General features: G+C 50.2%; 18 protein-coding genes. 6 read left to right on the top strand and 12 right to left on the bottom strand.

Annotated features, from left to right (window positions below; all coding sequences use genetic code 11):
• Positions 1-28: 28 nt before the first annotated feature.
• Positions 29-1,051, bottom strand: coding sequence for a DUF2066 domain-containing protein (locus tag ACFOMG_RS05590; RefSeq protein WP_376865309.1), 1,023 nt, complete (start codon positions 1,049-1,051; stop codon positions 29-31).
• A gap of 176 nt (positions 1,052-1,227) precedes the next feature.
• Between ACFOMG_RS05590 and purM the strand changes: the two genes are divergently transcribed.
• The 5 genes from purM (at position 1,228) to ACFOMG_RS05565 (ending at position 4,594) form a co-directional block, all read left to right on the top strand.
• Positions 1,228-2,310, top strand: coding sequence for a phosphoribosylformylglycinamidine cyclo-ligase (gene purM / locus ACFOMG_RS05585; RefSeq protein WP_376865307.1), 1,083 nt, complete (start codon positions 1,228-1,230; stop codon positions 2,308-2,310).
• Positions 2,307-2,987: a phosphoribosylglycinamide formyltransferase gene (purN, locus tag ACFOMG_RS05580; protein WP_376865306.1), complete on the top strand. Its 681-nt coding sequence runs from the start codon at positions 2,307-2,309 to the stop codon at positions 2,985-2,987. Before purM ends, purN begins: the two co-directional genes overlap by 4 nt.
• A 43-nt stretch (positions 2,988-3,030) precedes the next feature.
• A complete protein-coding gene (locus ACFOMG_RS05575) occupies positions 3,031-3,780 on the top strand; it encodes a DUF3108 domain-containing protein (protein ID WP_376865305.1) in 750 nt (249 codons plus the stop codon).
• Between the two features lie 63 nt (positions 3,781-3,843).
• On the top strand, positions 3,844-4,425 hold the full coding sequence (gene dcd, locus ACFOMG_RS05570; protein ID WP_376865304.1) for a dCTP deaminase: 582 nt from the start codon (positions 3,844-3,846) through the stop codon (positions 4,423-4,425).
• Between the two features lie 22 nt (positions 4,426-4,447).
• Positions 4,448-4,594 carry a hypothetical protein gene (locus tag ACFOMG_RS05565; RefSeq protein ID WP_376865302.1) on the top strand — a complete coding sequence of 49 codons (147 nt, stop codon included), beginning with the start codon at positions 4,448-4,450 and terminating at the stop codon, positions 4,592-4,594.
• Between the two features lie 570 nt (positions 4,595-5,164).
• Here the strand turns inward: ACFOMG_RS05565 and ACFOMG_RS05560 are convergent.
• On the bottom strand, positions 5,165-6,655 hold the full coding sequence (locus ACFOMG_RS05560; protein ID WP_376865301.1) for a hypothetical protein: 1,491 nt from the start codon (positions 6,653-6,655) through the stop codon (positions 5,165-5,167).
• A 231-nt stretch (positions 6,656-6,886) separates the two neighbouring features.
• Here ACFOMG_RS05560 and ACFOMG_RS05555 point away from each other — a divergent pair, with 231 nt between their 5' ends.
• Entirely contained in the window at positions 6,887-8,776 is a 1,890-nt protein-coding gene (locus ACFOMG_RS05555) for a polysaccharide biosynthesis protein (protein WP_376865300.1), read from the top strand.
• Between the two features lie 25 nt (positions 8,777-8,801).
• On the opposite strand, the gene ACFOMG_RS05550 is transcribed toward ACFOMG_RS05555, so the two are convergent.
• The 10 genes from ACFOMG_RS05550 to ACFOMG_RS05505 form a co-directional block, all read right to left on the bottom strand.
• Positions 8,802-10,412, bottom strand: a complete 1,611-nt coding sequence (locus tag ACFOMG_RS05550; RefSeq protein ID WP_376865298.1) for a phosphoglucomutase, alpha-D-glucose phosphate-specific — start codon at positions 10,410-10,412, stop codon at positions 8,802-8,804.
• Positions 10,413-10,500: 88 nt separating this feature from the next.
• Positions 10,501-11,922 (bottom strand): MBL fold metallo-hydrolase RNA specificity domain-containing protein, encoded by a 1,422-nt coding sequence (locus tag ACFOMG_RS05545; protein ID WP_376865296.1) that lies wholly within the window; start codon positions 11,920-11,922, stop codon positions 10,501-10,503.
• Between the two features lie 312 nt (positions 11,923-12,234).
• Positions 12,235-13,410, bottom strand: a complete 1,176-nt coding sequence (locus ACFOMG_RS05540) for a DegT/DnrJ/EryC1/StrS family aminotransferase (protein WP_376865295.1) — start codon at positions 13,408-13,410, stop codon at positions 12,235-12,237.
• 37 nt (positions 13,411-13,447) lie between these two features.
• Entirely contained in the window at positions 13,448-14,098 is a 651-nt protein-coding gene (locus ACFOMG_RS05535; protein WP_376865294.1) for an acetyltransferase, read from the bottom strand.
• On the bottom strand, positions 14,088-14,699 hold the full coding sequence (locus ACFOMG_RS05530) for a sugar transferase (RefSeq protein WP_376865293.1): 612 nt from the start codon (positions 14,697-14,699) through the stop codon (positions 14,088-14,090). Before ACFOMG_RS05530 ends, ACFOMG_RS05535 begins: the two co-directional genes overlap by 11 nt.
• Positions 14,700-14,715: 16 nt before the next feature.
• Entirely contained in the window at positions 14,716-15,864 is a 1,149-nt protein-coding gene (locus ACFOMG_RS05525) for a glycosyltransferase (protein WP_376865292.1), read from the bottom strand.
• A gap of 13 nt (positions 15,865-15,877) precedes the next feature.
• Positions 15,878-17,020 (bottom strand): non-hydrolyzing UDP-N-acetylglucosamine 2-epimerase, encoded by a 1,143-nt coding sequence (wecB, locus tag ACFOMG_RS05520; RefSeq protein WP_376865291.1) that lies wholly within the window; start codon positions 17,018-17,020, stop codon positions 15,878-15,880.
• 40 nt (positions 17,021-17,060) lie between these two features.
• Positions 17,061-18,176 (bottom strand): UDP-2-acetamido-2,6-beta-L-arabino-hexul-4-ose reductase, encoded by a 1,116-nt coding sequence (wbjC, locus tag ACFOMG_RS05515; protein WP_376865290.1) that lies wholly within the window; start codon positions 18,174-18,176, stop codon positions 17,061-17,063.
• Between the two features lie 3 nt (positions 18,177-18,179).
• On the bottom strand, positions 18,180-19,214 hold the full coding sequence (locus tag ACFOMG_RS05510) for a polysaccharide biosynthesis protein (RefSeq protein ID WP_376865289.1): 1,035 nt from the start codon (positions 19,212-19,214) through the stop codon (positions 18,180-18,182).
• A 13-nt stretch (positions 19,215-19,227) separates the two neighbouring features.
• Positions 19,228-20,478, bottom strand: coding sequence for a hypothetical protein (locus ACFOMG_RS05505; RefSeq protein ID WP_376865288.1), 1,251 nt, complete (start codon positions 20,476-20,478; stop codon positions 19,228-19,230).
• Between the last annotated feature and the right edge of the window lie 2 nt (positions 20,479-20,480).

Genomic DNA, 20,480 nt, shown 5'->3' with positions numbered 1-20,480 from the left:
AAATCGCACTTACACACCAGAGGGCAGCTCAGGGCTGCCACACCAGAATATCTGAATCCGGCTGTGCCACCAGCCGTTTGTCCAGCGCCAATAAGCGCCAGACCTGAGACCAGTCAGCCGCCAGGTCCAGCGCCAGGGTTAACTGCTGCTGATCGGCCTGCAACAACTGGACATCGTTAATCGCAACCCGCGCCCGAAGGTAAGACAATAACTGGTAATAGTCGCGAAAATCCCGCACACCACTGATCGTTAGCTGATGCCCCTCCGGGCGATACACGGAGCTGGTCTTTACCGCATAGCGGGAGGCAAAGTAGCCGGCAACCTGGTCGGCCACCATGGCCAATACAGCCGCAGCGTCATCGCCCTGCGCCTCCAGTGGTATTTCCTGCTGGTCATGCAGTAGCAAACCACGAAACAACCACTGCTGCGAGCCCGACGGCACCAGCCGCCCGGCTAATACCGCATCCGCCTGATAGCGCGCAGATGCGTTGCCAATATCTTCGCTGAACAGCCCCCACAGCTTCTGCACCGGCAACGCCAACTCGTCGTCGAGATCCAGAGCCGGCCACAGCAGAGGCAAGCCACGATCATTCATGGCTGATTCGATCATTTTTAATCGCGCAGGATCAGCATTCTGGTTAACAATCTGGCGACCATTACCCTGCTCCAGCGCCAGCCAGGTGAGAATTAACGGCCGGCTTTTACCCCAGATCGGCTGTCCGGCATCGCGCAACAGCTTATCAATCAGACCCTGAGCAAAAATCACCCGTAAGTTGACCGAGTCGTCAATTTCATCACGCAGGTAACGAAAACTCTTAACATAACTGCTGCTCGAATCACTGATTTTCTGTTGCACCAGCGGGTTCTGTAACACCCCGGTTGAGCCTGATACTTTGACCAGCACCTGCTGTAAAGCGGCCATCAGCCCCTGATCCCGGCTGGCGCTGCTCTGATCTTCCACCGGTACACTGACCTGATACAGACCACTGACCATAACGGCCGAAGAAAAACCGGACCACAAGGTCAACAATAATAAAACGAATGTGCGCACGTTCCGCCCTTAGCTCTGACGCCGTCATTTTTGCGAGGCGTTATTGTGCCACGACGTGTAAATTTAACCAGTATTCAGTTCAAACTTTGCAGTAAAAGCGCCGATTTGCAGGATGCGTTTAGCCGGACAAATCGTTAGAATACGCGCCTTTCATTAGCCAACCCTGTGACAACGGCATGAGCGAACAGCAATCTAGCGAACAACAATCCCAACACTCTACCTCCCTCAGCTACAAAGATGCGGGGGTCGATATCGATGCCGGCAACGCCTTAGTTGACCGAATCAAAGGCGTTGCCAAGCGCACCCGTCGCCCGGAAGTAATGGCCGGCCTGGGTGGCTTTGGTGCCTTGTTTGAACTGCCACAAGGGTATCAGCAACCTGTACTGGTTTCCGGTACCGACGGCGTTGGTACCAAACTGCGGCTGGCCATGGATCTGAACAAACATGACACCATTGGCATCGACCTGGTGGCGATGTGTGTCAACGATCTGGTGGTTGCCGGTGCTGAGCCGCTGTTTTTCCTCGATTATTACGCCACCGGCAAGCTCAACGTCGACGTTGCTGCCGCCGTAGTGGAAGGTATCGGTGAAGGTTGTGCGCAGGCTGGCGCCTCTCTGGTCGGTGGTGAAACTGCCGAAATGCCAGGTATGTACGAAGGCGAAGACTACGATCTGGCGGGCTTTTGTGTTGGCATCGCCGAAAAAGCCGACATCATCGACGGCAGCAAGGTACAGGCTGGCGATAAGCTGATCGCACTGGCCTCCAGTGGCCCACACTCCAATGGTTATTCGTTAATCCGCAAAATCATCGAAGTGTCAGGCGCCGATCTGAGTGGTGAGCTGGACGGTCAGCCGTTGACCGACGCATTAATGGCACCTACCCGTATTTACGTTAAATCCACCCTGAAACTGATTAACGCCTCCGATGTTCATGCGCTGTCACACATCACCGGCGGCGGTTTCCAGGAGAATATTCCCCGCGTACTGCCAGACAACTGCAAAGCTGTGATCGACAGCAACAGCTGGCAATGGCCGGAAGTATTCAACTGGCTGCAACAGCAAGGCAATGTCGAAACCGCGGAAATGTACCGTACCTTTAACTGTGGTGTCGGTATGATCATCGCGTTACCGGAAGACAAAGCCGATGCCGCTGTGGCGTTGCTGAATGCCGAAGGCGAACAAGCCTGGATTATCGGTGAGATTCAGCCACAGGCTGATGGCGAAGCTCAGGTTGAATTCAGCGGTAAACACCAGTTATGAGTGTGACCGATCTGAACGCCACAAAAGAGGAGCAAAAACCCCGCATTGTGGTGTTAATTTCAGGCAGTGGCAGCAACATGGCCGCCATTGCCGATGCCGTTAAACAAGGCGATATCGACGCCGAAATCAGTGCCGTCATCTGCAACCGCCCGGAAGCCCCGGGGCTGCAGAAAGCGAAAGACCGGGATATCGAAACCCAGGTGATCGACCATAAAGAATTCGCCAGCCGCGAAGACTTTGACGTCGCGTTGATGCGTTGTATCGACGATTACCAGCCCGATCTGGTGGTACTGGCCGGCTTTATGCGGATTCTGACGGCGGACTTCGTCATTCGTTACCATGGCAGAATGCTGAATATTCACCCGTCGTTATTGCCGAAATATCAGGGCCTTAACACCCATCAGCGGGCGCTGGATGCCGGTGATGAACAACACGGCGTGACTGTGCACTTCGTTACCGAAGAGCTGGACGGTGGCCCGAATGTGATTCAGGCGGTTATCCCGGTGTACGACGGTGACGACGCCATCAGCCTGCAACAACGGGTACACAGCCAGGAACATGTGATTTACCCGATCGCGGTTAAGTGGTTTGTGAACGGCCGCTTAACCATGAAGGGCAACGATGCCCTGCTGGATGGAAATATCCTTCCCAACAATGGGTTACAACTCGAGGCATAACAACCGTGCGTTGTAACGTCATTCATGGATATACTGTCGGCAAATGGAATTGCCGGTTGTTATCACCATGCTTAAATATTTCTCCCTGACCACCCTGCTACTGACCCTGCTACCAATCATGTCAAGCCAGGCCGAAACAGCGTCGGCCGACAACCTGAGCGTTCTGATGCCGTTTAAGGCTCGTTACACCACGGAGTGGAAAGTAGGCTGGTTCAGTATCGATGTTGATGCGACCCGGGAACTGAAGCAACTGGATCAACAACACTGGCAACTGACCTTTGAGGCCGAAACCAGCGCCGCAAAACTGCGCGAAAGTTCACGTTTCACCCTGACACCCGAGCAGCGCATCCAACCGTTACATTACACCTATCGTGCCAGCGGCCTGTTTAACGAAGATGATCGCACACTGCAGTTTCTGCCCGACACTCACTCAATCCGGGATCAGGAAAACAACAAAACCTACCCACAGGCCTGGCAGGACGAAATTCACGATAACCTGACCTATATGCTGCAGGCCGGACTCGACCTCGCCACTGGCCAGCAACAATTAAGCTATCCGGTGTTCGAAAAAAACCGCAACAAACCCTTCCGCTTTGAAGTGATTGGCGAAGAAACCCTGAATACCCGGGCCGGCAAACTGGAAACCGTTAAGGTACGCCAGATCCGCAAGAAAAAAGATCGTGAAATCATCGCCTGGTTCGCCAAAGACAAGCATTACCTGCTGGTGCGTCTGCGGGATAAAAAAGACGGTAAAAAGCGCTATGAAATCAATATCCGCGATATTCAGATGTAGCTGAAGCGCCAACTGAGGTAAAATCGGCCGCGTTTTAAACTCTTCTCTACGGCGGACACTTACATGCGACTCAGCGACGGCGATATCGAACAACGGCTTCAGGACAACAGCATTGTGATTACGCCGGAGCCGGGAGACGACGCCATTGCCGGCATCTCGGTTGATTTACGCCTCGACCACCGCTTCCGGGTGTTCAGCAACAACTCCGTCACACACCTCGACCTGTCCGGTGACCGCCACCAGCTGGAACGCGACATCGACCGCATCATGAGCAAAGAAATCGAAATTCTGGGTGACGACGCGTTATTTATCCACCCGGGAGAACTGGTACTCGGCGCCACGCTGGAAGCCGTTACGGTTCCCGATGATCTGGTTGGTTGGCTCGATGGCCGCAGCTCGCTGGCGCGATTAGGGTTAATGGTGCACGTCACCGCCGGCCGCATCGACCCCGGCTGGGATGGACAGATCGTGCTGGAGTTTTACAACAACGGCAAACTGCCACTGGCGTTACGCCCGGGCATGGTGATTTGTGCCATGTCGTTCGAAACCTTAACCAGCCCTGCCAAGCGGCCGTACAATAAGCGCGAAAACGCCAAATACCGCGACCAGAAAGGGGCAGTATTCAGCCGTATTGCCAAGGATTGATCAATAAAACGGTGGCGTGCCGGTGGGTTACGCCATGCCGGTGGGTGGCGCCATGCCGGTGGGTCGCGCCATGTCCATGTCGGTGGGTGGCGCCATGCCGGTGGGTCGCGCCATGCCGGTGGGTTGCGCTTCGCTTACCCACCCTACGGGTTGTGATGATTGGTTTTGATTATGGTGGGTTGCGCTTCGCTTACCCACCCTACGGTTGTGAGGGTTGTTTTTGATTATGGTGGGTTACGCTTCGCTTACCCACCCTACGGTTGTGAGGGTTGTTTTTGATTATGGTGGGTGGTGCTTCGCTTACCCACCCTACGGGCTGTGAGGATTGGTTTTGATTATGGTGGGTTGCGCTTCGCTTACCCACCCTACGGTTGTGAGGATTGGTTTTGATTATGGTGGGTTACGCTTCGCTTACCCACCCTACGGTTGTGATGATTGGTTTTGATTATGGTGGGTTACGCTGCGCTTACCCACCCTACGGGTTGTGATGATCGGTTTTGATTATGGTGGGTGGTACGGTGTTGGAATGGCCATGCCGGTGGGTCGCGCTGCGCTTACCCACCCTACGGGTTGTGAGGATTGGTTTATGGTATTGATGAATTTGGATGACATGTAGGGTGGGTAAGCGCAGCGCGACCCACCACGTGGATTGTGATAATTGTTTTATGTGATTGATGAATTTGGATGACATGTAGGGTGGGTAAGCGCAGCGCGACCCACCACATACACCACACCCAAATCAGCTATTTTTGCTGTTCAGCATCGCTGCCCGCACCAGGGCAATTATCACCCCAAGCATCAGGCCTAATACCGCCGCCAACACCGCATATTTCACCAGGCTCGCCACCGACACCAGCAAACCACCACGTACCACAGGTGCCGCCTGAGCAGCATACAGTTGCGCGCCACTTTGCAGGCTGACATCACGATAGGCATCAAAGAAAGTATTCACGTCTTTCTGGATGGCAGTTAACCGCTGTTCAATCATTGGCAAGGCAGATTTCAGAATCTCTGTTGGATTCAGATCACCATACACATTGGTGGTGACCCCCATCAGGATGGCCATTTCTTTTTCCAGCGTCAGCAGCTCTTCAATGGCTTCACTGCGACGTTCAAACACCTTATTGCGGTTTTCTACTGCGCCCAGCCGGGTGCCCATCTGCAGCAGCGAATCAATCACTGACTGATCCAGCTGCAACGTACCCTGCACATTATTGACGGAATTATTCTGTTCCGCGCCCTTAAAACTGGTGAGCTGTTCCAGTGCGGCATCGTAAGAAGCAATTAACTTCACCAACCGTTCCTGTTCCAGTTTTAATAAACGTTGGCGAGCAAACAAACGCACCTGAATGGCCGGATCTACCGACGCCAGGCTGGAGGAGTTGGAATAAGCAAATTCACGCAACGGGCCAACATCCGTGCCTTCCAGCACTTCAATTTCACGGCGAATATCACTCAGGCTTTTGCCGCCAACAATCAGGCTTTCTGCTCCCGGCTGCTCAGATACGCCATCGACCGCACGGGATAACGAACGGATAAAACTGGCCGCCGCATCGTAGGTATCAATCAGGTTGTTGTTTGGCTGTACCACAAACGGCGTGACCGGCCGGGCGATATCAATATTTAACAGGCCCTGCTCAATACTGACCGCGGCCCACTCATCCACCAGGGCGGTAATCAGTTGTGTGCCCTGCTCGGCACTCAGACCACTTTCTTCCAGTGACAAACTGATCGTAATAAAACGCTGGCCTTCGGCGCGCAATTGTTTTAATGCATCCGAGGCCGCTTGTTTAACATCATCCGGCGTTTTATTGCCGGTTAAGGTCGCGCTTAATTTGTCTTCTGCCTGCTGCAACAAACTGTTGGAATAAGCCACCGATAACGCTTCGGCCAGTTTTAACGCGGTGGTATCCAGCTGCTGCGAACGAATCACCCGGTTTAATACCAGTGAGGCGGTTAAATCATTGGGTGAAAAGACACTGCCGTTGGGATAAGTCAGCTCTTTACCTTTGGCGAAGGTCAGAGCAATGGGATAATCCACCCGCTCCGCCGATGCCAGAGTGCCCTTAGCAAACTGCAGCGCCACCACAGCAGCAACCAACAGAAACACCATGCCGACAATCAGACCACGCTGGCGCCATAAATTACGGAATAAGTCCGTTAAGCTGATTTCATCTTCTGCAGAAATCACCGTTTCCTGGTGGTTAACGCTTCCCGCTTGCTGGTTCATAACTTCTCCGCTGCCGGCAAATAAACAGTAAAATAGGCGGCTAGGATAAAACATCCTGCCATCCGGGTGAAGCCTGATATGCCTCCCCGGCCAGTTATCCTGTTTTTTTGTGCTTTTGTCGCAAAACCGTCATCTCTGACGGTTTAAAGGGCCGGTAAATCGCAGCTTACCCTGGTCCTTTTATGCTATTATTTGGTTTCCGTTCCCAGCGCCTTATCACGGACGAAACCCATGTTGTATCATCTGCTTAATGCCAAACGTTCCACTAAACGCCTGATCACCGTCGGTTACGATTTTATTGCCATTCCGCTGGCGATTTATCTGGCCCTGGCGTTACGTCATGGAGAAGTACTGGTCAACATCAACAACCACACTGCAGCCACCATGATAATTACCACCATTATCAGTTTGCTGGTGTTTGTTAAGCTGGGGTTTTATCGCGCCGTCATTCGTTTTATGGCCAGTAAAGCCTTTACTTCGTTAACGCTGGGCATTCTGATTTCTGCTGCAGTATTGGGCAGCAGCAGTTTTTTAACTCAGGCTAACGTACCGCGTTCCAGTCTGATTATTTATGTCTTTACCGCACTGGCCCTGCTCGCTCTGCCACGTTTATTTATCCGCAACCTGGTATCGCAGCTGGGGCAATCCGGCGCCAAGCCGGTGATTATTTACGGTGCCGGGCAACAAGGTGTGCAGTTATGCCAATCGTTATTAAGCAGCCGGGATTATAAGCCGGTGGCCTTTATCGACGACGACCGCAAAAAACAAAACACTCAGATCAACGGTCTGCCGGTGTTGGCCCAGCCCGACCTGGAGCTGTTAAGCCAACAACGAGGCTGTAAAAAAATCCTGCTGGCATTAGGCAATACCGGCTTCAGCCAGCGAAAAAAATTAATTGAACAACTGGCTCGTTACCCGCTGGAAGTATTAACTGCGCCAGCGGTGGCGGATATTGTCAGCGGCAAAGCGCGTATTGAAGAAGTCCGCGAAGTCGAAATTGACGATTTATTAGGGCGCGAAGCCGTTAGCCCGGACGCACAGCTCATCGGTCGCAATATCCGCAATAAAGTGGTACTGGTCACCGGCGCCGGTGGCTCGATCGGTTCAGAATTATGCCGCCAGGCATTACGCCAGAATCCGAAGCAACTGATTCTGCTGGAGCTGAACGAATTCAGCCTGTACGCCATCGAGCAGGAATTACAACAGCTGAAACAACAGGAAAATCTCGCCGCCGATATTATTTCCATCCTCGGCTCAGTGCAGCGCCAGAACCGGCTGGAAACCATTTTTACCACCTTTAAAGTACAAACCATCTACCACGCCGCGGCGTATAAACATGTGCCGCTGGTGGAGCATAACGTGGTGGAAGGGGTACGTAATAACGTGTTTGGTACCTGGTATTGTGCCGAAGCCGCGATTAAAGCCGGGGTTGAACGCTTTGTACTGGTCTCCACCGATAAAGCAGTACGGCCGACCAATGTGATGGGCACCTCCAAACGGCTGGCTGAGCTGGTATTACAGGCGCTGAATCAACGCCAGCAAGACACGTTGTTTTGTATGGTGCGGTTTGGCAATGTATTAGGCTCATCGGGTTCTGTGGTACCGCTGTTCCGGCGACAAATCAAACAAGGCGGCCCAATTACTGTCACCCATCCGGATATTATTCGTTATTTTATGACCATCCCGGAAGCATCACAGCTGGTGTTACAGGCTGGTGCGATGGGCAAAGGCGGCGATGTGTTTGTACTGGATATGGGTGAGCCGGTTAAAATCGTTAACCTGGCGAAAAAGATGATTCAGTTATCCGGCCTGAGCGAAAAAACCGACAACAACCCGGATGGCGATATCGAAATACAATTCACCGGCCTGCGCCCGGGTGAAAAACTGTACGAAGAGTTATTGATTGGCGATAACGTTGAAGGCAGCAGCCACCCACGTATCATGACCGCCAACGAAATTTATCTGGAGTGGCCGGAAACTCATAACCTGCTGCACCGGCTGGATAAAGCCTGCCATGAGTTCCGGGTAGAAGATGTGATTAACTTATTACTGGAAGCACCAGCCGCCTACAACAAACAAGGCGACTGTCCGGACTGGGTGATGAACGCCAGCCGCCGCTGATGCGGCGACGAAACCGCTAACGCCATCAGGCGCCTGCCAGCACCTCGGTTAACAGCGCCTGAGCACCCGCAATTAATTGCTGCAAGTGCGCCTCACTGACCACACTTTCGGCATAAATTTTATAAATCGCCTCGGTACCACTGGGGCGTGCGGCAAACCAGCCCTGCGCGGTACACACTTTAATGCCACCAATGCTGGCGCCATTCCCCGGAGCCTCGGTATAGACCGCAGTAATCGCCGATCCGGCCAGCTCTTTGGCAACAACACTGGCCGCCGATAACCCTTTAAACGCCGCTTTTTGCTCGGCCGTGGCCGGTGCATCAATACGGCGGTAATAATGTTCGCCATAGGCCTGAGTTAACTCGTGGTAATACTGCGACGGGCTTTTACCCGTCACCGCCATGATTTCTGCCGCTAATAAACACAACACAATACCGTCTTTATCGGTACTCCAGGGCTCCCCGGCCTGAGTTAATAAGCTGGCACCGGCGCTTTCTTCACCACCAAACGCCAGCCAACCTTCGCACAGCCCAGGCACAAACCATTTAAATCCCACCGGTACTTCGTACAATTGACGCTGATTACCCGCCACCACAGCATCCATCATTGAACTGGTGACCAGGGTTTTACCGATCTTTAATTGCGCCCGCCACTGCGGCCGGTGTGTTAAACAATAATCGACACACACGCATAAAAAATGATTCGGATTCATTAACCCGGTAGCATCGACAATACCGTGGCGATCGGCGTCCGGGTCGTTCGCCAGTGCCAGATCGTATTGCTCACGCACGGTTAATAAATTCGCCATCGCCTGTGGGCTGGAACAATCCATACGGATACGGCCATCGTGATCCGGCGGCATAAAGGCAAACGCTGGATCGAGTTGGTTATTCACCACCGTTAGCTGCCCTGCAGGCAGCTGTTGTGCCAGCGCTTGCCAGACGGGCAATGCGGTACCGCCCATCGGATCGGCGGCCAGCGTTAAGCCACTCTCGGCGATGGCCTGCATATCCACCACCTCAGCCAGCCCGGCAATGTATTGGCCAATATAATCGTACGCTTCGGCTTTGGCCTCGGCGACGCCCAAGGGCAAACGGGCAATATGCTGCCAGCCCTGTTGCAGATACTGGTTCGCCCGTTGTTCGATCCAGCCGGTTACTTCCGCGGCGGCCGGGCCACCATCCGGGGTGTTGTATTTAATACCGCCGTCTTCCGGTGGATTATGCGATGGCGTAATAATAATACCGTCGGCCTGATGGCTGTTTTGCTCTGTTTTGCCGTTGGTTGCATTGGCCATCAGGATCGCCCGGCTGACCAGCGGCGTGGCCGTCACGTTATTATCGTTGGCGATACGCACATCAACACCAGCCGCCGCTAACACCTGCAGGCACACCTCCCAGGCGGGTTGCGATAACGCATGGGTATCGCGCCCGAGAAACAAAGGCCCATCAATACCCTGCTGCTGGCGATAATCGGCCACGGCTTTAGCAATCACAACAATATGGGCTTCATTAAAGGTCGCGGCTAACGATGAACCGCGATGCCCCGAAGTACCAAACGCCACTCGTTGTGATGCCTGGTTAACATCCGGCTGAATGGAATAAAACGCCGCTAAACACTGATCGAGATCGAACACTACAGACTCCTGAAAACTAACATGAGTGCATAATACCGTAGGGTGGGTAAGCGCAGCGCAACCCACCGTCACCGCAACCCACCATGAATCAACGTGGAATAACCACCTCACAATCGGGCAATAACTGCAAATAACACTGCCGCAACGCCTGCTTGGCCTGTTCATCGCCGTGCACAATGCGGATATGCGACGGCTTGTGGCGCATACGCTGTACAAAATGCACCAAATCCTGCTGGTCGGCATGGGCGCTGTAACCACCGATGGTATAAACACCAGCACGAATCACCACCCGCTGACCATCGAGCATTACGTAGCCCGGCGCCTGACCCTGACTGAAACGTGGACCATAACGCTGGATATCGCGCCCTGGGGTACCCTGCGCCTGATAGCCAACAAACAGCACATCGGTGCGCTCATCGGGTAATAACGCGGTTAAATAATTCTGCATCCGGCCACCGGCACACATGCCACTGGCGGCGATCACAATCGCGGCACGACCGGTTTTTTGCAAATAAGCCACGGTATCGAGATGCTGCTGATGACTGTTAATGGTTAACAGCTGCTCAAACCCTAACGGATGACGCCCGGCGGCTACCTTGCGCCGCGCTTCGCCATCCCATAACGGCTTTAAGCGCCGGTACTGCTCAGTAAACTGTGCCGCCAGAGGTGAATCGACAATGACATCCAGATATTGCCACACACCCGCCTTGGCTGGATGTTTACTGGCCCGGGTATGCTGGCGATGTAAAATCTCCTCCAGCTCGTACAACAACTCCTGAGTACGACCAATGGAAAACGCCGGAATCAACACCGTTCCCTTGTTTGCCAGGCAACGCTCAATCACCTGCTGCAACCGCGCCCGGCGCTGCCTGCGCGACTCATGACAACGGTCTCCGTAGGTACTTTCGATCACCAGAGTATCGGCCCGGTACGGTGCCTTAGGTGCGGGCAATAAGGGCGAATAAGGCGCCCCCAGATCACCGGAAAACACCACCCGCTGGCGCTCAGGCACTGCTGCCTGTTGGATATCCAACTCAATATAGGCGGAACCCAGAATATGCCCCGCCACCTGGAATTTGGCTTTCACACCGCTAAGCCCCTCGGGCTTAAACCACTGCTTATAAGGAACCGCGACCAACTGCTGCTGCAGTTTATGCAACACCTGGCGAATTAACCGCGCATCCCGGCTGACACCTACTTTAATGGCATCCTCAATCACCAGCGGTAATAACTGCGCCGTAGCCTCGGTGGCATAAATCGGCCCGCTAAAGCCCGCCGCCAATAAATACGGAATACGACCGACATGGTCGATATGACAATGAGTGACCAACAACGCCTTAACCTGAGACAGATCAAAACCGATGGCCTTATTCGCTAACGCCGGATCATCACCGCTTTCAGCGCCCTGAAACAAACCACAATCCACCAACAATGAATCGCCGTTATCCAACCGCAACTGATGGCAAGAACCCGTAACCCCATTCACCGCTCCGTGGTGCACAATCTCCATATTCATCCCCTGAACATTAAAATCAACCGCATGCACATATCAACCGCATGCACACATCAACCGTATGCACACATCAACCGTATGCACACATCAACCGTAGGGTGGGTAAGCGAAGCGCGACCCACCGACATTTCGGTCAACCGTCATCGCAACCCACCGTAATTTCGGTCAACCGTCATCGCAACCCACCGTCACCGCAACCCACCGTTAATCACGGCATATAAATTAACCGCACATACACATTAACCGTAGGGTGGGTAAGCGAAGCGCAACCCGCCGTTAACACACACAAATAACACCACAAACGCTTCCCTATTTGGCCGCCTGCGCCATCACCTCACGCAACACATCGCAGGTTTTATCAATTTCTTCTGCGGTTAACGTTGGATGCACTAAAAACATCAAGCTGGTTTCACCTAACTCTTTCGCTACCGGCAAAGGCTGAACCGGGCGATAATCAGTATTATCAAATGCTTTTTCCAAATACACCTCTGAACAGGAACCGGAAAAACACGGCACGCCACGCTCTACAACCGCATTCATGATACGGTCACGATCCCAACCTTCATTCAGCTTCTCTGCTTCAACAAACACGTAACATTTATACGCCGCGTGGCCGATATACTCAGGTATAGCAGGCACCCGCAAACCATAACACCTGGATGCGGCTTGCCAGATTTTTTCAGCATTATGGCGGCGCTTTTCTGTCCACTCGGCCATTCGCCTTAACTGGATACGACCGATCACAGCTTGTATTTCTGTCATCCGCCAATTGGTGCCAAAACTTTCGTGCAACCAGCGAAAACCCGGTGGATGTTCGCGCTCGTACACCGCATCCCAGCTTTTTCCATGATCCTTAAACGACCACATGGCCTTCCATAAGTCACGATTATTCGTCGTGACCATACCGCCTTCACCACCGGTGGTCATAATTTTATCCTGGCAAAACGACCAGGCGGCGACATCACCAAAGCTACCAACTGGCTTACCGTTATAACTCGCGCCATGAGCCTGAGCACAGTCTTCAATGACAGATAAACCATGCTGTTGTGCCAATGCCATGATAGAACTCATATCACAGGGCCAACCGGCCAGATGCACACACACAATCGCTTTGGTTTTATCCGTGATAACTGCCTGAATGGTATCAGCGGTGATATTCTGCGAATCACGATCAATATCCGCAAATACCGGGGTCGCACCGGCCAGCACAATACTGGATACCGACGCTAAAAAGGTGCGTGATGTAACAATCACCTCATCACCTTCCCCCACACCCAACGCTTTAAACGCGACATCCAGCGCCAGAGTGCCATTTGCTAACGCAACCGCGTACTCACAACCGGCAAACGCCGCAAATTCTTTTTCGAACTGACGGCCTTCTTGGCCGGTCCAGTAGTTAACTTTATTGGATAACAGTACACGGGAAACAGCATCTGACTCTTCCTGCGTAAAGGAAGGCCAGGGAGAAAAAGGCGTATTTAACATAGAGATATCAGCTCAAAACAGGGACGATAAAGGTTGATTAGTTTTTTACCAGGAGTTTGGCAGGATTTCCGACAACAACAGCACCTGCTGGAACATCTTTTGTAACTACAGCCCCCATACCAACTATCGCCCCTTTACCAATTTTTAAAGGCCTATCAGGAGTTCCTTGTTTAATAATTGCACCGGTTCCTATATACGCAAAATCCTCGATAATAATATTACCGTTACATTTTACTGCCGGAGCGAATGTCACAAAGTCACCAATAATACAATCGTGTGCAACGTACGAATAAATATTCGCATGAAAGGATTGACCGATTTTGACATTCGAAGTAAGTGTGACAAAAGGACATAAAATACTTCCGCTGCCAATATTCACCTGATCAAGACAAACAGCATTTGGTGCAGCAACATCCAATATCTGAAGAGCATCACTAATACAGCGTGCCGTCAGTTTTTCGCGTATCGCAGAGTCAGCAATCGCGATGGTGATGGATTTTTCAGTTGCAGAGTATGTTAAAAATTCAGAGTAGGTCAGAACCGAATAGCCGTTTAGTTGGTCTGCCGGAGGATTATCATCGACAAAAACAAAGGTAGCTCCATCAGCACAACACTGCTCCTGAACAAGAGGCATAACCTCACGACCAAAACCACTTGCACCAAACACTCCAATCAACTTATTTATCATTTGTAGAGCCTCCGCTTCCCTCAAATCGTGTCATGGTAGCCTCACCCTCTGCGCTAATACCATCACGAACCAGAACTTTTTTAACCGTTAAAAATAATATTTTAATATCCAGCCAAAAGGTTTGGTGATCGACGTACCACACATCGAGTTTAAATTTATCTTCCCAGCTCAGCGCGTTGCGGCCATTGATCTGTGCCCAACCAGTAACCCCGGGCCGCACCTCATGGCGACGGTACTGCTCTTTGGAGTACAGCGGTAAATATTCCATCAGCAGTGGCCTTGGGCCCACCAAGCTCATATCACCTTTCACCACATTCCACAGTTCCGGCAACTCATCCAGGCTGGTTGAGCGCAACCAATTGCCAAATGGCGTCATACGCTGCTCATCAGGTAGCGGCTTTCCCTCTTCGTCGTTAGCATCGCGCATGGTGCGGAATTTGACCATTTCAAAGGGCTTACCCTCCTTGCCCGGACGAACCTGACGAAACAACACTGGAGAGCCGAGGTTTTTACGGATTTTCCAGGCAACGATGGCAATGACGGGGGACAGCAGGAGTAATGCCGACAAAGCAGCAATAAAATCAAAAAGACGTTTCAACATAACAACCAAATATTAATTAGCTATTGAAAATAATATTCTTCAAAGCTTGTGAAAAATACGGAACCTGCAACTTCTGTCTCATAGCATCATCAATCTGAAACGCTGTGTTTTCGCTACTCTCAAGTTCAAAGAAACATTGCACCAAGGCCTTATGATCAGGTGCGCAGACCTTACCTACCTGATGCTGCTCCACCCAACGCGCCACACTGGTATCACCGCCACAAACAGCCAACACACCAACACCCGACAGTGCATAACCCGATGACTTGCTGGGAAAGGCATAGCGGGTGACTTCATCATCAATAGGCAACAATGCCCACCGATGCTGATTCACCAACCCAGCTGCATCCGTTGGCGATAATATTCCCAAATACTTTACCTCATCATAAGCAGAAGCTAACTGTTGAATATCAGGCGCATGTACCCCCCCCCCAGCAAAGGTAAACTGTAACTTACCACCTTGCTGCAGATAGTCTCGAATCGCTGTCATCAATAAGGGGATACGCTGCAGGCGACCGGCGTTACCACAAAATACAACATCTCTCTGACGCTGATTGTAATCGAGAGGCACAACATCAAAAGCTGGATTATCTAATAAATAGATCGGGGTTTGGTTGTCACTACGCTGTTTAATTGTAGCTTTCATATCATCAGACAGAGTAACCAGTGCACTGGCACTGCGCAGACTAAAGTTGTCTAAAACCTGTAATACCCGCAAAATTACTTTATTAAGCGGCACAATAATATTTGCCGCTTCCGGGTGGATGTCCTGTAAGTGATAAACATACGATGCACCTGATAACCGGCAATATAATGCAACGATAAAAGGCACAACGACCGGTGGATTGGTAGAAACATAGACATTCTCAGGGCGGGTACGCAGCAGACGATAAAAAGTCCATAGCATGAAATAAACCGCTTCCACGATACGTTTAATCAAACCACTGGCTGAAGTGGTATAGGCCTTACAGGAATGCACTGTTACACCCTGGCCACGCCCTTCGGCCGTCAGCCGTTGTTTGATATTACTACGGGCTTGTGTCATCACATACACAGGGCCTTCTGCTGTCGCAAGCTCCGCCAATTGCAGCAAACCATCACCGATAGGGCTGTTATAATCGAAACTCCGATCAACAATTGCCAGGGCTGCTTTTTTACGAGCCATCAAACACTCCCGATCAATACTGTTTCCATACAGTACGCATCACATAATCACGATAGCTATGAATAATACGCACCACTTTGTCGGCCACATTCGGCATGCTGTAGTCAGCCACTAACCGTAAATCACGCAGCTCGCCACGGCTTTGTGTTTCCAGAATGGCCAGGCCTTGCATTACACGCTCCACTTCCAGGCCGGCCATCATAGCAGCCGCTTCTTCCATACCTTCCGGGCGCTCATGCGCTTCACGGATATTCAGGGCTGGGAAGTTAAGAATGGACGATTCTTCGTTGATCGTACCGCTATCAGACAATACCGCTTTCGCGCTTAACTGCAGCTTATTGTAGTCTTTAAAGCCCAGCGGTTTCAGCAGTTGTACGTTCGGGTGGAAGGTAACCCCCATCGCATCTACGCGCTTTTGGGTACGTGGGTGGGTAGAAACAATCACCGGCAAATTGTAATGCTCGGCAACGGTGTTCAGCACATCCACCAGTTTCAAAAAGTTTTTGTCGGAATCGACGTTTTCTTCACGGTGCGCACTCACCACAAAGAATTGGCCTTCTTTCAGATTCAGTCGTTCCAATACTTTAGAGGCTTCAATACCTTCACGGTAAAAATTCAGCACCTCAAACATCGGGCTACCGGTTTTAATGGTACGATCCGGTGGCAACCCCTCACTAATCAGGTAATCGCGGGCAATCGTGCTGTAGCTCATGTTGATGTCAGCGGTATGATCAACAATCCGGCGGTTAATTTCTTCTGGCACCCGCATGTCAAAGCAACGGTTACCTGCTTCCATATGGAAGGTCGGAATCTTTCGGCGCTTAGCCGGTAATACCGCCATACAGCTATTAGTATCACCTAACACGAGTACGGCTTCGGGTTCAACATCAGCCAGTACCTGATCAACCTTAATAATCACGTTACCTATGGTTTCAGCACCACTACTACCGGCAGCACTGAGAAAATGATCGGGTTTGCGAATTCCCAAATCGTTAAAGAAAATCTCATTCAGTTCGTAATCATAGTTCTGACCGGTGTGCACCAGAATATGCTCACAATGTTCATCCAACTTCGCCATAACTCGGGACAAGCGAATAATTTCCGGACGGGTGCCCACCACCGTCATCACTTTCAATTTTTTTGTTTCAACAGACATAACAAATCCGGTATTCAAATAACTAATAATAAGTATGAGGTCATGCGATAGGAGTTAATGGACAAGCATAAGTGTCCGGTTTATCACGGTCGAAAATTTCGTTGGCCCATAACATAACAATCATTTCTTCGTCACCGATATTGGTAATATCGTGAGTCCAGCCTGGCATCGTTTCAACAATCTCCGGCGATTCACCATCTGTGATCAACTCGTGGCTTTCACCCGTCTCCATATGGCGGAACTTAAAGCTGGCCTTGCCTTTAATCACCAAAAATTTCTCGGTTTTTGTGTGGTGGTAATGGCCACCACGGGTAATACCAGGGTGCGCTGTGAAGTAAGAAAACTGGCCGGCATCCGGTGTTTTCAGCATTTCTACGAAAACGCCACGTGGATCACCGTATTTGGGCACTTCGTAGGTAAAACGCTCTTTCGGCACATAGCTAAGGTAAGTGGAATACAAGGCACGCACCAACCCAGTACCGACGCGCTCGGTAATTAAACTTTGGCGGCTATCGCGGAAGCGATACAACTGCTCGACCAGTTCACCCACGGTTATTTGGTACACCGGCTGTACGGTTTCAAAGGCTTCGCCCGTGCGTTTAGCATCCAGCAGCGCCAGAAAATGCTCAATAACATCATCGACGTACACCAAATTAACCACCGCTGCCGGGTCGTTTATCTGAATTGGCAAATCATGAACAATATTATGGCAAAAGGTAGCCACTGCAGAGTTATAATTGGGCTTTGCCCATTTGCCAAACACATTGGGTAAACGATAAACGGAAACCGGCACACCTTGCTCACGTAATGCCAATAAGGCATCTTCAGCCTGTCTCTTTGATTGGCCGTAGGGATTATCCAGTTCAGCCTGAATCGACGAACTGTAGACAATTGGCGCTTTACAACCCGTTACCAACATTGCATCAGCCAATGCCTGACTTAATGAAGCATTCCCCTCGGTAAACTCAGCCGGGTCTTGCGGGCGATTAACACCAGCCAAATGAAAAATAAAATCCACGCCTGCCAGCATCGTGGGTAATTCATCGACAGAATTATCCCGTGTAAAGCGAACAACTTCGGTATCTGTACGCTCAGATAAATGCAGTAATAGATTTTTACCAACAAATCCCTGTGCACCGGTAACTAATACACGCATTGATTACGCCTCCGGGTCAGTATAACGGCCTTCGCACAACTCGCGGATAAACTGCAATTTAAGCAACAGTTGTTTCATACCTTCAATATCCAGGCGCTCAGTGTTATGCGAATTATAATCCTCAGCATGGGAAATCCGCTCTTCACCCTGTTCGACAAATTTGCCATAGTTCAGATCACGCAGATCGGGCGGTACACGATAATAACCACCCAAGTCTTCCGCGCACACCATCTCTTCGCGACTCAACAGCGCCTCAAACAGCTTTTCGCCGTGACGGGTTCCAATGACGTTGATGGGATGCTCGGGCTTATTCAGCATTTGTGTCAGAGCCTGAGCCAACACTTCAACCGTCGCCGCTGGTGCTTTTTGCACAAACATATCACCATTATTGCCATGTTCGAATGCGTACAGAACCAAATCAACCGCGTCTTCCAGCGTCATCATGAACCGGGTCATATTTGGGTCAGTAATGGTAAGCGCTTGGTCGGCACGAATTTGATCAACAAATAACGGGATAACCGAGCCTCGAGACGCCATAACATTACCGTAACGAGTGCCACAAATAGTGGTTTTCGCCGGGTCAACGTTACGAGACTTAGCTACCATAACTTTTTCCATCATAGCCTTGGAAATACCCATAGCGTTTATTGGGTAAACGGCTTTATCTGTACTTAAGCAAACCACTCGTTTTACTTCATTCTGAATAGCAGCTTCCAACACGTTTTCAGTACCCAGGACATTGGTTTTCACCGCTTCCATTGGATGAAATTCACAAGATGGCACTTGCTTTAACGCTGCTGCGTGGTAGATGTAATCAACACCGCGTGTAGCATTAAGAACGCTTTGATAGTCTCTGACATCACCGATATAGAACTTGAGCTTAGGATTGGCGTATTTTTTACGCATATCATCCTGTTTTTTCTCATCACGACTAAAAATACGGATTTCTTCAATATCGGTATCTAAGAAGCGGTTTAAAACCGCATTACCGAAGGATCCGGTGCCGCCAGTGATCAGAAGTATTTTTTTTGAAAACATCAAACTCTCCAACTTAAAAAAGTGTATTCTTACCGCGAAGATCATTAAACACCGTAACAGACGATGCTAATTGATTAACAATATAATCTTCGTCGAACAAAAAGTTAAAATCACTAGATTTCGTAACATGCAGCGCTGCACCTAAACTAACTAATTCACCAATCGATGGATTGTCTAAGGGGCCAAATGCAACAATGGGTTTATTGATTTGCATATATTCCATAACCTTAGTAGAAAAAGAAAGCCAGGTTGCAGATAAAAACTCCTCATCAGCACTCTCTAATAACAACAAACAATCTGCAGTATGTAATAACTCAGAGTACTGCTCACCAACCACTGGACTATTAAAAGTTATCGTATGCTCTGGCAATTCAGCTGAAAGCGTATCACCCCAAAACTGATCACAAAACACTTCGATTACCAAACGTTGATCAGCGCGTTCATTATAATCACGAACCATCGCTACAAATCGCAACAACGCTTGATCACGACCGGTATGTAAACTACCGAAATATCGAATCTTTAAAACATCGGAAACAGATTCAGAACAAGCAGAGTTTTCAAGGCGCATACTTATTTTAGAAGTAGCAACAGCGCTTGAGTTGAAACTTAGGCATCCGGTTATACCGAAGCGATCCGAGTAAACGCTTAACATTTTATTACTGATAAAATGATTACAGCTCGACAAAGAAAAAGTCTTTTTGTAAGCCAACCTTAAAAGATGCTGATAAAAACCCTGCCTGCTAGCAATCTTCCCATCTTCAGAGTATTTGAAAATATAGTCATCTGTAACAAAAACGCTCAATGGTGCGTTGAGTGCGACACTAATTTTTCTTGCCAAACGATGGAGAGACAGAAAATCACCAGCAACAAAAACTACTTTATGGGCTTCAAAACCACTTTTTTCTATAAGCTTTAAAATTCTATCCTGCTGAGTATACACCCCCAAATCCCTGACAAGCCTTAATAACAAAAAAATAAATCCATTCCGCTTAATATAACGACCCAAAAACCCTCTAAGCCTAGCAAAAAAAGAACTATCAGCATTATTACTCACCTGGCTATGAAATATGCCTTTCTTATAGATTGATCCAAACCCATTAATTAAAACATTATCTACATCACATTCAAGATCTGAAGGCAAAGGGGTTGTATATATCCAAAAGAGCTCTTCATCTGCGTATTCGGAGAAAAGATACCTGAATGTCTTACCATTATTGGCAGAATCAGACAGAAAATTATTAGCGACGACAATAACACCCAAGA

Origin of the sequence: Bacterioplanoides pacificum (assembly GCF_042648445.1) — a bacterium.
Taxonomy (GTDB): Bacteria; Pseudomonadota; Gammaproteobacteria; order Pseudomonadales; family Oceanobacteraceae; genus Bacterioplanoides; species Bacterioplanoides pacificum.
The sequence above is the reverse complement of the archived record's forward strand: the minus strand, read 5'-3'. Positions and strand labels throughout refer to the sequence as shown.